Source organism: Cognatiyoonia sediminum (assembly GCF_900129845.1).
GTDB lineage: Bacteria > Pseudomonadota > Alphaproteobacteria > Rhodobacterales > Rhodobacteraceae > Cognatiyoonia > Cognatiyoonia sediminum.
In genome coordinates, this window is the sequence record NZ_FQXB01000001.1 from 1411562 (window position 1) to 1424913 (window position 13352).

General features: G+C 54.7%; 14 protein-coding genes. 10 read left to right on the top strand and 4 right to left on the bottom strand.

All coding sequences use genetic code 11. From position 1 onward, the window contains the following. Positions 1 to 54 precede the first annotated feature (54 nt). Both BUA85_RS07055 and rsmI read right to left on the bottom strand, forming a co-directional pair. Positions 55 to 405 (bottom strand): YraN family protein, encoded by a 351-nt coding sequence (locus tag BUA85_RS07055; protein WP_072900115.1) that lies wholly within the window; start codon positions 403 to 405, stop codon positions 55 to 57. After that, a complete protein-coding gene (gene rsmI / locus BUA85_RS07060; RefSeq protein ID WP_072900116.1) occupies positions 402 to 1265 on the bottom strand; it encodes a 16S rRNA (cytidine(1402)-2'-O)-methyltransferase in 864 nt (287 codons plus the stop codon). The genes BUA85_RS07055 and rsmI overlap by 4 nt, the downstream gene beginning before the upstream one ends. A 101-nt stretch (positions 1266 to 1366) precedes the next feature. Between rsmI and BUA85_RS07065 the strand changes: the two genes are divergently transcribed. Genes BUA85_RS07065 through murJ form a run of 3 tightly spaced genes read left to right on the top strand, consistent with a single transcriptional unit; the run spans position 1367 to position 6859 of the window. Next, entirely contained in the window at positions 1367 to 2551 is a 1185-nt protein-coding gene (locus tag BUA85_RS07065; protein ID WP_072900117.1) for a penicillin-binding protein activator, read from the top strand. Beyond that, positions 2511 to 5309 (top strand): [protein-PII] uridylyltransferase, encoded by a 2799-nt coding sequence (locus BUA85_RS07070; protein ID WP_072900118.1) that lies wholly within the window; start codon positions 2511 to 2513, stop codon positions 5307 to 5309. Before BUA85_RS07065 ends, BUA85_RS07070 begins: the two co-directional genes overlap by 41 nt. Next, positions 5306 to 6859 (top strand): murein biosynthesis integral membrane protein MurJ, encoded by a 1554-nt coding sequence (gene murJ / locus BUA85_RS07075; RefSeq protein WP_072900119.1) that lies wholly within the window; start codon positions 5306 to 5308, stop codon positions 6857 to 6859. Before BUA85_RS07070 ends, murJ begins: the two co-directional genes overlap by 4 nt. Here the strand turns inward: murJ and BUA85_RS07080 are convergent. After that, entirely contained in the window at positions 6856 to 7539 is a 684-nt protein-coding gene (locus BUA85_RS07080) for a rhomboid family intramembrane serine protease (RefSeq protein WP_083526192.1), read from the bottom strand. The two genes, murJ and BUA85_RS07080, sit on opposite strands and share 4 nt — an antisense overlap. An 84-nt stretch (positions 7540 to 7623) precedes the next feature. On the opposite strand from BUA85_RS07080, the gene trpS reads away from it, so the two are divergent. The 3 genes from trpS (at position 7624) to BUA85_RS07095 (ending at position 10293) form a co-directional block, all read left to right on the top strand. Next, the gene (gene trpS, locus BUA85_RS07085) at positions 7624 to 8640 is read left to right on the top strand and encodes a tryptophan--tRNA ligase (protein ID WP_072900463.1); all 1017 of its coding nucleotides are present in this window, start codon (positions 7624 to 7626) and stop codon (positions 8638 to 8640) included. Between the two features lie 103 nt (positions 8641 to 8743). Then, on the top strand, positions 8744 to 9235 hold the full coding sequence (locus BUA85_RS07090; RefSeq protein WP_072900121.1) for a VOC family protein: 492 nt from the start codon (positions 8744 to 8746) through the stop codon (positions 9233 to 9235). Between the two features lie 188 nt (positions 9236 to 9423). After that, entirely contained in the window at positions 9424 to 10293 is an 870-nt protein-coding gene (locus BUA85_RS07095) for a branched-chain amino acid aminotransferase (RefSeq protein WP_072900122.1), read from the top strand. Here BUA85_RS07095 and BUA85_RS07100 read toward each other — a convergent pair. After that, positions 10290 to 11045, bottom strand: coding sequence for a DsbA family protein (locus BUA85_RS07100; RefSeq protein ID WP_131802775.1), 756 nt, complete (start codon positions 11043 to 11045; stop codon positions 10290 to 10292). The two genes, BUA85_RS07095 and BUA85_RS07100, sit on opposite strands and share 4 nt — an antisense overlap. A 135-nt stretch (positions 11046 to 11180) precedes the next feature. Here BUA85_RS07100 and BUA85_RS07105 point away from each other — a divergent pair, with 135 nt between their 5' ends. The 4 genes from BUA85_RS07105 to BUA85_RS07120 all read left to right on the top strand — a co-directional run bounded on the left by BUA85_RS07105 (position 11181) and on the right by BUA85_RS07120 (position 13345). Further along, a complete protein-coding gene (locus BUA85_RS07105) occupies positions 11181 to 11636 on the top strand; it encodes a universal stress protein (RefSeq protein WP_072900124.1) in 456 nt (151 codons plus the stop codon). Positions 11637 to 11713: 77 nt separating this feature from the next. Beyond that, positions 11714 to 12277: a NifU family protein gene (locus BUA85_RS07110; RefSeq protein ID WP_072900125.1), complete on the top strand. Its 564-nt coding sequence runs from the start codon at positions 11714 to 11716 to the stop codon at positions 12275 to 12277. Positions 12278 to 12326: 49 nt separating this feature from the next. Next, the gene (gene tsaB / locus BUA85_RS07115; protein WP_423219902.1) at positions 12327 to 12929 is read left to right on the top strand and encodes a tRNA (adenosine(37)-N6)-threonylcarbamoyltransferase complex dimerization subunit type 1 TsaB; all 603 of its coding nucleotides are present in this window, start codon (positions 12327 to 12329) and stop codon (positions 12927 to 12929) included. After that, a complete protein-coding gene (locus BUA85_RS07120) occupies positions 12926 to 13345 on the top strand; it encodes a GNAT family N-acetyltransferase (RefSeq protein ID WP_072900127.1) in 420 nt (139 codons plus the stop codon). The genes tsaB and BUA85_RS07120 overlap by 4 nt, the downstream gene beginning before the upstream one ends. The last annotated feature ends 7 nt before the right edge of the window (positions 13346 to 13352 follow it).

A 13352-nucleotide genomic window follows, 5' to 3' on the forward strand; every position in this document is an offset into this window, starting at 1 on the left:
GATCTTCACCTTCGCTACATGGCGCAGCCCAAAGATCAGTTCAATGGGAAGTCGTCAGTGAAAGATCACATTCTCAAGGATTCTGATGTCACCAGTCGCATCAACCGTCGGCACATCGAAACGGCAATCCGCGTCGCAATCCGTATTCAGACTGAGAAATTCCTCTACCGCGCCGTAAATTCTGTTTTGTTGCCGCGCACTCAATTTTTGAACCGCAATGTCGTGCGATCTGCTTTTCTTGACTTCAACAAAGACAGTTTGCCCATCTCGCGTCGCAATCAGGTCTATCTCGCCACGTTTGCCGCGCCATCTATTCGCAGACAAAGAATACGCTGCGGATAGATAGGCCGCCGCAACCGCGTTTTCGGATGCAACACCCGCATGGTAGCCAACCGATCCTGTCATTCCTGTTCCTTCATATCCAACGCGCGCTGGTACACGACCTTACGCGGCAAACCTAACGCGCCAGCCACAGCCGTTGCCGCATCCTTCACGCGCATCGTTTCTAGTGCCCGCCTTAGGGCCATATCGACATCGCCATCAGAAACAGCATCGTTGTTAGACCGATCAACAACCACGACGAGTTCGCCTTTCACGGTGACGTCTACGAACCGATCAGCCAAGTCTTTCAAAGTACCTCTTTGCACCTCTTCAAACTTCTTTGTCAGTTCGCGACACACAGCCGCCGATCTCTCACCCACCAACGTATCCGACAAATCAATTAACATTTCCCCAATGCGTTTGGGCGATTCAAAGAAAATAAGCGTCATCTCGACATCACGCAGTTCCGCAATGGCTGCGCGTCTTTGAGATTTCGTAGACGGCAAGAAACCAATAAAAGCAAAGCGATCTGTTGGGAGCCCAGACAACGTTAGAGCGGCCAAAGGTGCGGAGGGACCCGGTGCGCAGGTCACTGAATGCCCCGCTTCTGTGGCAGCTTTCCCCAATTCATATCCCGGATCAGCGACCAAAGGCATCCCAGCTTCGGAGAAATATGCAACAGATTTCCCCTCTTCCATCTGCGCAATCAAACGTTCAACAACCTTCGGCCCACTGTGATCGTGGAACGCAACGAGAGGGCGGTCGCGCAGGGGAACCCCATGAATTTCCATAAGTTTTCGCGTCGTCCGTGTATCTTCGGACGCCAAAACGTCTGCCGATGCAAGAATATCCAAGGCGCGAAGCGTGATGTCCCGCGCTGTTCCGATTGGTGTGGCCACGAAACAAAGACCGGCTGGCAAAGGGCTTAGCTTAAAATTCGTCATGGACCCTTCCTTCTGCGCCTTTATGATGCTCCTAACACATTCGGTGAAGGGCTCACCAATTTTCTAAGCCCGCAACAGGATCAATTCGGAGGATTACCCGTATGTCTCACTCGGTTGCGTTGCCAAAATTCTTGATCGGCAAACTCTTTGCTATTTTGTCATTTGCCTGGCTTGTTGCCTGTGAACCGGTCGCAATCGATACGAATGCAAATACAGGTCAACGGATTGACACATCGATCCCCGTTCAAGTTGCTCTTCTCGTTCCCGGGGGTGGCACCGAAGGGTCCGACCAACTGATTGCGAATGATCTCGAAAGTGCCGCGCGTTTGGCCATTGGTGATTTGAACGGTGTGGACGTCGATCTGCGCGTCTACAACACCGGATCCGACCCCGCGCAAGCCGCGACGGTCGCGCGCGCAGCGGTAGATGACGGTGCAAAAATTCTTCTTGGGCCGCTCTTTGCAGAATCCGCAAATGCTGCAGGCGTCGCAGTCGCAGGTGACAACGTCAACGTGCTGGCTTTCTCAAACAACCCCGCAATTGCTGGCGGTAACGTCTTTGTTTTGGGGTCTACATTCGAAAATACGGCCAATCGTTTGTCGAACTACGCGGCGAGAAACGGGATCGTGCGCATTGGTATCGTGCATGGCGATGATGTCGCTGGACAGGCCGGCCGAAATGCAATCGCGACTGCGCTGCGAGCGAATGGTTCGCAACTGGCCGGCGTCGAGAGCTATCCCTTGTCCCAGCAGGGTATCTTTACGAGCGTCGGACAGATCACCTCCTCGCTACGGGCAAATGATGCGCAAGCGGTTTTCCTTACTGGCGGTGTGACTGGCGATCTGCCGATTATTGCCACGGCATTGGATGACAACGGACTTGGCGCAGACGAAATCCAATACATCGGCCTGACCCGCTGGAATGCGGTGCCGCAGGCGATGTCGCTTCCCAGCCTTCAAGGTGGCGTCTTCGCAATCCCCGACCGTGCTTTGACCGCAAGCTTCGAATCCCGCTTCTTTGAAGCATACGGCGCAACACCCCATCCGCTCGCAGGTTTGGCCTATGATGGCATCGCTGCCATTGGTGCACTGGTTGCCACTGGCAATCCAGACGCACTGACCAAGGCTGCTTTGACCACGCCTCAAGGGTTCCAAGGGACAAATGGTGTCTTCCGTTTGCTGCCCAACGGTCTTAATGAACGGGGATTAGCAATCGCAACTTTGCAAGAAGGCCAGGTCGTTATCCTTGAACCAGCACCAAGATCCTTCGGAAGCGCTGGCTTCTAAAGCCGAAAGTGCCGCTGGCCCTCTGATCTGCGCACCAGAGGCCCTATTCAATAAAGCCGCCGTCAGTGAGCGGCTTCACAGGCATATTGAAGCGGCAACTAGTCAAAAAGAGCAACGTAAAGCGATCGTCAACGTCCTCTCCGAGGCAATGGCAAACGGACGATCGGCTATTAAAGACGCTTTTCTGGCGTCGCCCTTGGCGGCGCAACAGACCACGACGTCCTATAGCTGGCTTACGGATCATGTCGTTTCAGCGGTGATTGAGACCGTCAAGACCCACCTCCACCCTTTGCCAAATCCAACCGATGCGGAGCGCCTGAGTGTCATCGCGGTTGGCGGCTACGGACGGGGGGAAATGGCGCCTTTCTCTGATGTAGACCTTCTCTTTCTCACACCCTACAAAATCACGCCTTGGGCCGAGAGCGTGATCGAATCCAGCCTCTACATCCTTTGGGACTTGAAGCTCAAAGTTGGCCACGCGAGCCGTACGGTCAAAGATTGCGTCCGTCTTGCCAAAGAAGACTTCACCATCCGTACCTCTTTGGTGGAATATCGTTTTCTCACAGGTGACGAGGCCTTGGCCAAGTCCTTGGGCGAAACGCTGTGGAAGGACCTGTTCCGCAATACGGCATCGGAATTCATAGACGCCAAACTGGCCGAACGGTCCGAAAGGCACCGCAAACAAGGCGGCCAACGCTATGTGGTTGAGCCGAACGTCAAAGAAGGCAAAGGCGGGCTGCGCGATTTGCAGTCCCTTTATTGGATCAACAAATATATTCACCGCGTCCAAGACGCATCAGAACTGGTGAAGTTCGATGTCTTCACCGAGGATGAATTCAAAACATTCCGCGATGCCCACAATTTCCTTTGGGCCGTACGGTGTCACCTGCATCTAATCGCCAATCGTGCGGTCGATCAGCTGACCTTCGACATGCAAGTCGCCGTGGCAGAGGCCATGGGATACAAAGACAAGGCTGGTCGCCGCGCCGTCGAAGTCTTCATGCAGGATTATTTCCGCCATGCGACCCGTGTGGGCGAATTGACCCGTATCTTCCTGACCGCACAAGAAGACGCCCGAAAGAAATCAGCACCCATGCTGGAGAGGCTGTTCACACGGCGACGCCGCGCAAAGCCACCTTACGCGATTAAGCAAAATCGCATCACGATTGCCCAGCCGAAAGCTTTCTTATCCGACAAGTTGAATATGCTTCGCTTGTTTGAAGAAGCTTTGCGCACGGGCACCTTGATCCATCCAGACGCAATGCGATTGATCGCAGCAAACCTTCATCTCATCGATCAAGACATGCGTGACAGTAAGGAAGCCAACAAAATCTTCCTGGATTTGATGCTGAAGCACGGCAACCCAGAACGGGGCCTACGCCGGATGAATGAGCTCGGCGTCTTGTCGGCTTTTGTGCCGGAGTTTGAGCACATCGTCGCGATGATGCAGTTCAATATGTATCACCACTACACGGTTGATGAGCATATAATTCAGTGCATTAGTGTCCTAAGCTCGATTGAGCATGGTGAATTGAAGGAGGATTTGCCGATAGCTTCTGGCATCTTGGAGCGAGGTGTCAATCGACGGGTTCTCTATGTCGCGCTGCTACTTCATGACATCGCAAAAGGTCGTCCAGAAGATCACTCAATCCTCGGCGCGCAAATGGCACGAAAAATCGCGCCGCGGTTTGGCTTGAATAAGAAAGAATACGAAACCGTCGAGTGGTTGATCCGTTATCACCTGCTGATGTCAGATGTGGCACAAAAGCGAGACATCTCCGAACCGCGGACAGTCCGAGGATTCGCCAACGCAGTGAAATCGGTCGAACGCTTGGATTTACTGACCGTCCTAACAGTTTGCGATATTCGAGGCGTTGGCCCAGACACTTGGAACAATTGGAAAGCAGTTCTGATCCGGAACCTCTATGGCGCCACGCGTGACGCGCTTGAAAACGGCCTCGAAGATGTGAACCGCGAAAGTCGCGAAGCCGAAGCCAAGCGTCAACTGCGCGAGGCTTTGTCGGGTTGGGATGCAAAGGAGCTTCGCAAAGAGGTTGGCAGGCACTACGGCCCTTATTGGCAAGGTCTGCCGCCCGCAGCACAGGTTGTTTTTGCGAACCTGCTAAAAGACCTCGACGATGCGGAGGTTGCTATCGATCTCATGCTCGACCAAGACCGCGACGCTACCCGCGCCTGTTTCGCCATGGTGGATCACCCTGGCCTCTTCAGCCGCGTCGTCGGCGCGTTGGCCTTGGTGGGCGCAAACATCGTGGATGCACGGACCTACACGACGAAAGACGGCTACGCCACAGCGGTCTTCTGGGTCCAAGATGCAGACGGTGCACCCTATGAAGAGGCTCGATTGCCGCGACTACGCACAATGATCCAAAAGACGCTCAAGGGCGAAGTGGTCGCCCGCGACGCGTTGAAAGATCGCGACAAAATCAAGAAACGCGAACGTGCGTTTAAGGTGCCAACGAACATCACCTTCGACAATGACGGGTCGGAAATCTACACCATCATCGAAGTCGACACCCGCGATCGCCCCGGACTTCTGTTCGACCTGACCCGAACTCTTGCACATAACAACGTCTATATCGCCTCTGCCGTTATCGCGACCTATGGTGAGCAAGTTGTGGATACATTCTATGTAAAAGACATGGTGGGGCTTAAATTCTACTCTGACTCCAAACGCACTGCGTTGGAGAAGAAGTTGCGCGACGCGATTGCGCAAGGGTTTGAGCGGGCCACCGCATGAAGCCCATCCGCCTCATGGCTGGTTTCTTTACTGTGGGCCTTTGGACCTTTCTGAGTCGTATTTTCGGATTTGCCCGCGACATTCTAATTGCCGCAACGCTCGGCACTGGTCCCGTGGCCGAGGCTTTTCTAATCGCATTCTCGCTCCCCAACCTCTTTCGCCGTTTTTTTGCCGAGGGCGCGTTCAACATGGCCTTTGTGCCGATGTTCTCGAAAAAGGTGGAAGGGGGCGATGATCCACATCGGTTCGCGCAAGATGCTTTTGTTGGATTGGGATTTGTCCTGACTGTGTTCTCGGTCGTCGGCATCATCTTTATGCCGCTCCTCGTCACAGCAATGGCCTCGGGCTTCAGAGGCGACGAACGATTTGATTTGGCGGTCCTCTATGGCCGGATCGCTTTCCCTTACATCCTCTTTATCTCTCTCGCGGCCCTCCTCTCAGGCGTGTTGAACGCTGTCGGTCGGTTCATGGCAGCCGCTGCCGCCCCTGTGTTGTTAAACGTCATATTCGTAGTAACGATCGGCATCACATTCATGGGCGGTTCGACCGAACCAAGCGAGATTGGCAGCGCCCTCGCCTATGCCGTACCCGTCGCGGGCATCGCGCAACTGGCCCTCGTCTGGGTCGCAGCAAAGCGCGCGGGCTATCCGCTAAAATTCGCGCGGCCTCGGATGACGCCGGAATTGAAACACCTTGCGATCATCGCGCTGCCCGCCGCACTGGCCGGCGGCGTTGTTCAGATCAACCTGCTTGTCGGGCGCCAAGTCGCTAGTTTCTTTGATGGTGCGGTTGCTTGGCTGAGTTACGCGGACAGGCTTTACCAACTTCCGCTAGGCGTCGTCGGCATCGCGATTGGAGTCGTGTTGCTGCCCCATCTTTCTCGGAGATTGCAGGCGGGCGATACCGCCGGAAGCCGCGATGCTTTTAATCGCGCCACAGAAGTCAGCCTCGCCCTAACGATACCTGCATCGTTCGCTCTCATCGTGATCCCCGTCCCGCTGATCAGCGTGCTGTTCGAACGCGGAGCCTTCACCGCAGAAGACACGCAAGCAACGGCTTTGGCTGTCGCCATTTATGGTCTCGGATTGCCCGCTTTCGTCTTGCAAAAAACTCTGCAACCGCTGTTCTTTGCCCGAGAAGATACAAAACGGCCCTTCCACTACGCCTTGATTGCGATGGTGCTGAACGCCGCATTGGCCATCGGCCTAGCCCCCGTCATCGGCTATATCGCCGCAGCTGTTGGAACATCCGCAACCGGCTGGGCCATGGTTGCTCTGCTCTGGCGCGGGTCGCGCGGTATGGGCGAAGCGGCGATGGTCGGCGCGCGCCTCAAACGCCGCACCGGACTGATCATTGTCGCATCGGTTGGGATGAGTGCCGTTCTATTCGGTCTGACGCTCGCATTGGCGAACAGCGCCTACACTGCTTCGACCGTTCTTGGCCTGACCATTTTGATCGCCAGCGGGATCATCAGCTACTTTGGCATCGGCCAACTGATCGGTGCGTTTAAACTGTCAGAGTTCCGTTCCGCCATGCGCCGCAGCGCTTAGCGCGGACGCCGCATCCGCTTTACAAAAGCTGTCCACCCACCTGGCGCGGCCAAAATGCTGGCAAAGAAACCCGCAATGAACCCAGCCAGCTCAGCAATCCAAATCTGATCTCCGCCAAATACCAAGCCAAACACAAGTTGAATGGCGAGCAATATCCCGATGAGCCGGAAGGCCTGCAACTGATTTGCACCGAGCGAGCCTAATCGAACAAAAATCACATAAGTGTAGGCCCCGATCAAACCGTAGACTGGCACGAAAGACCCATAAAGAGGACGCAAGCCATCCAACAGGATACCAAAAACCAAAGCGCCGAAGATGATCGAGACGAAAAAGACGATGAGCATGGGGACATTCCCAAAAATCTCGCCCACAAACTTGCCCAGCGCCAAGGTCAACGCGGCAGCGAAGATCGAACTTAAGAAACTGCTGTTGACGAAGGCATAGGTCACAAATCTCTTTAGCAGATCAAAACTGTATTCATTGCGTTCAATGATCGCGTCCCACACCAGCGGCGAATAGGCATATTCCTGAAGCGCACTTAACCGCCAACCGATCCCCTCGGCCCCGCCAACAAAGCCTGCACCGGCGGCAGAAAAGACGATCTCCACCCCAATGATCAGCAATGCCATGGCAATCGCTGCGGGAGGAATGGCATTCACGGGGCTTTCATACTGCTCCATCACGGTGTCCTGTTGTCATTGACCAAACGCTCTGGCATGGGTAAGCGACGTTTTCTGACAATTCCAGACCGGTTTTACACGATCATGACCCAGTCCTTCACGCCTCGCGTCTTCTCTGGCATCAAACCCTCCGGCGGTTTGACCCTTGGCAACTACCTCGGCGCCATCAAACGCTTTGTCGGAATGCAAGGCGGAGAGTTCGAAACGGTTTACTGCGTGGTTGATATGCACGCGATCACGGTCTGGCAGGATCCAACGGAACTAGCGACGGCGACGCGCGAAGTCGCTGCGGGCTATATGGCTGCCGGCCTAGATCCAACAAAGTCCATTCTGTTCAACCAATCTCAGGTTTCTGCTCATGCCGAGCTGGGTTGGATCTTCAACTGTGTGGCCCGTGTTGGTTGGATGAACCGCATGACCCAATTCAAAGACAAAGCAGGCAGCAATGCTGAGAAAGTCTCGCTGGGCCTTTACGCGTACCCTTCATTGATGGCCGCCGACATTCTGCTCTACCACGCCACCCATGTGCCGGTGGGCGAGGATCAGAAACAGCACGTCGAACTGACCCGCGACATTGCGGCGAAATTCAATCACGACTTCAAGGTTGATTTCTTCCCCGAAACCGAACCGGTGATCGAAGGCCCCGCCACCCGCGTCATGAACCTGCGAGACGGCACCAAGAAGATGTCAAAATCTGGTGAAAGCGACATGGAGCGGATCAATATGCTCGATGATGCCGACAAGATCGCGAAAAAGTTCAAAAAGGCAAAAACCGATCCGGAATCGCTGCCAGAAACACTGGACGGCTTAAAAGATCGGCCTGAGGCGCGAAACCTCGTCGATATCTATTCGGCGCTCAACGACTCAACACCAGAAGCTGTGATTGCCGAATATGCGGGCGCGGGCTGGGGACAGTTCAAACCAACCCTTGCCGATCTGGCCGTCGCGAAACTCGCGCCGATTTCGGAAGAGATGCAGCGCTTGATGAACGACCCCACCGAGATTGACCGCATTCTTGCCAACGGCGCGGAAAAGGCGCGCGGCATCGCGAACCCGATCTTGAAAGACACCTACGATATCGTGGGCTTCCTGCGCGGCTGATCTGCAGCAGCGCACAGAGCCTCTGCATCCGCAAAACTGGTAAATTGGGAAGGCATACCCATATGCTATTTCAATTCTTACTATTTTTGTCGGAGTTTCAAAAATGACAAAATCTGGTTTTGCCACCCCTCACATCGGCCACGTTCATTTGAAAGTGTCCGACCTTGACCGCGCTGTTGCGTTTTATCGAGACATCATTGGCTTGGACGTGATGACTCGCATGGGCGACAAAGCTGCCTTTCTAGGCGCTGACGGTTATCATCATCACATCGGCCTCAACACTTGGGAAAGCAAGGGCGGTACGCCAGCGCCACGCGGCCATACGGGCCTCTACCATACTGCGTTTCTCTACCCCGACCTCGCTACGCTCGCGCAAACGCTTCGACGCGCGTTGGACGCTGGTGTTGAAATTGAAGGCGCGGCGGACCACGGCGTCTCACAAGCGATCTACTTCAATGATCCAGACGGCAACGGGATCGAAATCTATGTTGATCGCGACGAAAGTGAATGGCCTCGCGATGCCGATGGATCACTCAACTTGCCGACCAGCCGGTTCGATTTGAATGCGCTGCTTGAGACATACGAGACGTCCTAACTGTCACAAATCTGAATCGCGTACATCCTAGAAATAGGGCACCCATGATTCCCCAACATGGACGGTTGCGTTCCCTGTCCTAGCAACCGAATTCAAATGCGTCCGGTCCCGTCTGCACCGGACGCATTTTTGTTTGCGGGTTTACCTTTTCACCGCGCCATCCTAGCTTCCGCCGAGGGAGGACCACCATGGCAGTTGGAACGGACATCAAGACCTATTTTGAGGGGCAATGGCACACTGGCGATGTCCCGATCATGCGCGCCGCTGACCACGGAAGCTGGCTCGGAACGACCGTGTTTGATGGTGCTCGGTTTGTGAACGGACGTGCGCCCGACCTTCAGTCGCATTGTGAGCGGGTGAACCGCTCCGCCGAGGCGCTTTTCATCAAACCTTCTGTCTCAACCGAAAATATGATCAAGTTGATCCGTGAAGGGTTACAAAGTTATGGGCCTGAAACAGCCGTCTACATCCGCCCGATGTATTGGGCGATCGATGGCGGACCGACAGGAGTTTTGACAAAAACTGGTGAAACGGGCTTTGCCGTCTGCCTCGAAGCCATACCGATGGCACCAGAAACCGCCACAACGACCCTAACCCGCACGCAGTTCCGGCGTCCTGTTTTGGAGGATGCCGTCGTAGGCGCCAAAGCAGGCTGTCTCTATCCAAACAACGCCCGCATGCTAGCGGAAGCGCAATCAAAAGGGTTCGGCAACGCGCTCGTCGCAGATGCGATGGGGAATGTTGCCGAAACGGCCACCGCCAACGTCTTTGCCGTGAAGGATGGAGAGGTTTTCACGCCAATTGCGAATGGCACATTCCTCGCCGGGATAACGCGCGCGCGGCATATCGAGAACCTCCGCGCAGATGGCGTAACGGTTCATGAAACCGTGATGTCTTTCCAGGATTTCCACGACGCGGATGAGGTTTTCACCTCAGGCAATATGATGAAAGTCACACCGGTCAGCGCCTTTGACGACACCAACTATCAGGTTGGACCCATTACCAAACGCGTGCGGGAAATGTACTGGGATTGGGCCGCGACCGAAACACCGATCTAGCCTAGATGGCCGTCTTCGTGTTCTCTCGCGATAAGCTGTCTTAGGTTCGTCGGCGAAATGCGCCCTTGCACGAGCGTCCGCCCCACAACAAGACCCGGCGTTCCAATTAGCCTGAAGCGATCAAACAGGACCGATGCGCGATCCAGCTTTTGCTGGGTCTGAACGCTGTCGAAATCGGCCCAGAACTGACCTTGATCAAGTCCCAGATCGTCGGCCAACCGCGCAAGGTAAGGTCGGGTCACAACCACTGGGCGTGAGACCAATGCGTCGTGAAATGGGACATACGCGCCTTGTTCGCCCGCCGCGATAGCTGCTCTCGCGGCGAGCTCTGAAGGTTCTCCGAACAACGGAACTTCATGCCACGTGATGTCGATGTTTTCTGACTTTGCGGCCTCAATCAGATCGCTACTGAGAATGCGGCAATAGGGACAATAGAAATCCGAGAAATACGCAACTTGAACGGCGTCTTCGTTTTGCTTGTCGGCGAATAACGAACCTTGGAAATCCGCGTCTACCGAAGCTTCGGCAGCAGACAAATCACGACTAGGTTCGGCGTCTAACCCTGCAAACACATCTACTGGCGCAGAAATCTCTCCACCAGAAATCTTCCTGTATCCAGCAGGATCATCTAACGGCTCAAAGTCAAAGTCCGAGGACAAGCTGTCATAAATCCGTGGCGCCATTTGCCACCCGACGGCAATGGTTGCCAAACCTCCGAAAAAGAACAATCGCCTCTTTGTGCCGTCGTTCATGGAATCGCCTAGTTTCACCGCTACACAAGTAAGATCGTTAGAAACCCCAAAAACGCAAGAACGGCTTGCGAACGCGGTTGCCCTTCCCACCCCGTTCCGTCACATTTGTGGGACCAACAGACAAAGGCAATTCCTATGCGCAAACTTATGGTGGTTCTGGATGACAGCAAAGAATGCCTCAACGCGATGCGCTTTGCCGCTATGCGGGCGGCGCATTCTGAGGGTAGCGTCACTGTGCTGGCCGTTATTCCACCTGAAGAGTTCAACCATTGGATCGGCGTTGGAAACATCATGCGCGAAGAGGCGCGGGAGCGTATCGAAGTCCATTTTGAGGTTTTCGCGAAATGGATGCGTGAGAAGCAGAATATCAATCCTGAATTGGTGATCCGCGAGGGTGTGGCCGTTCAGGAAATCATGTCGCAAATCTCGGAAGACCCTGAGATTGGAATTCTGGTTCTTGGAGCGGGGTCTGAAAACAACGGCCCTGGTCCTTTGGTCACAAAACTCAGCCGCCAAGCTGGCACCTTGCCGATCCCGATAGCCATTGTGCCCGGCGATATTTCAAAAGAGCGCTTGGAAGCCATTACCTAATAGTTTAGAATAATTCTAAACTTGACATAACGGGCTGCCAACCACATCTGTAAAGCCTGATAAGAAAGGTCGTGAATATGTTCATTCAAACAGAATCGACACCAAACCCAGCGACGTTGAAATTCTTGCCGGGCCAAGATGTGCTTGGCGTTGGAACAGCCGATTTTCCAACGGCAGACTCGGCCAGAAAATCGCCTCTTGCCACTCGGATCTATGCGGTTGATGGCGTGTCGGGCGTGTTCTTCGGCGTTGATTTCGTCACGGTGACGAAAGCGGACGATGTGGAGTGGGACCATATCAAGCCTGCCATCCTTGGCAGCATCATGGAACACTACCAATCCGGTCAGCCCGTGATGGATGGCGATCACGCACCAGCAAGCGGCCATGCAGAGCACACCGGCGGTGACGGCGAGATTGTTGATCAGATCAAAGAACTGCTCGACACACGCGTCCGTCCGGCTGTGGCACAAGACGGTGGCGACATCACATTCCACGGGTTTGATCGCGGTGTTGTCTACCTGCACATGCAAGGCGCCTGCGCCGGCTGTCCGTCTTCCACGCTGACGTTGAAAATGGGCATAGAAAACCTTCTGCGCCACTATATTCCTGAAGTGACTGAGGTGCGCCCGGTTGCCGCCTAAACCAACCATATTAGCCTTTGATACATCGGCGGCGCATTGCGCCGCCGCTTTGTTATGTGAGGGTCGGCTGGCTCAACGGGTCGATGAAATGGCGCGCGGTCAAGCTGAGCACCTGATGCCGATGCTGGAAGACATGCTTCAGGCCGATGGACTGATGTGGAGCGACTTAGATGCAATTGGCGTCGGCGTCGGACCGGGTAATTTCACCGGCATTCGTATTTCAGTTTCAGCGGCGCGCGGCCTGGCCCTTGGATTGGGCAAACCCGCTATTGGCGTCTCAAACCTTGAAGCGCAAGCATATGGTTTGGAAGGTATCTTGGTAAGTTGCCTAGATGCGCGTCGAGATCGTGCTTATGTTCAAGTTTTCGGCGACATTGGGTCAGCTTCCCAGCCAACTCTTTGCGATATGCGGCGTGATGACATGCCCCCCTTAAATCCTAAGTCCGAACCAAAGATAGTGGGGAATGTAGCCACTCAGATTGGCGACCTTATGGGATGGCAGCCAATTCGACAAAGAGGAACGACCATCGAAGCCATCACGCAGATCGCTGCGCGTCGGCTCCATAGTACCACCGAACGCCCTGCCCCACTGTACATCCGCACCGCAGACGCCGCCCCGCCACGCGATCTTCCCCCGACGGTGATCCCGTGATCGCAAAGGCCCTCACCGAAACACACGCCTTAGCTTTCAATGATGCGCGCCCGTGGTCAGAGCAGGAATTTGAGGAACTCCTCAAACAGAACAGAGTCACACTGATCGGTGACGCCCAATCTTTTATCCTCGCAAGACAGGTCGCAGACGAGATCGAAATCCTGACCCTAGCGACCCACCCTTCGCTACACCGCCAAGGGTACTCCACCAAAAATCTAGAGAACCTCGTTACTCAAGCCCGAGAAAACGATGCATCGACCATTTTTCTCGAAGTCGCTGCCGACAACCGTCCAGCCATCGCTCTCTATGATAAAGCGGGATTCGCTCAGATCGCGACCAGACCTGCCTATTACGCACGCACACATGGTGCGCCCGTTGATGCTTTGATCCTGCAAAAGAAACTGGACCCTGCGTAAGCGGCCG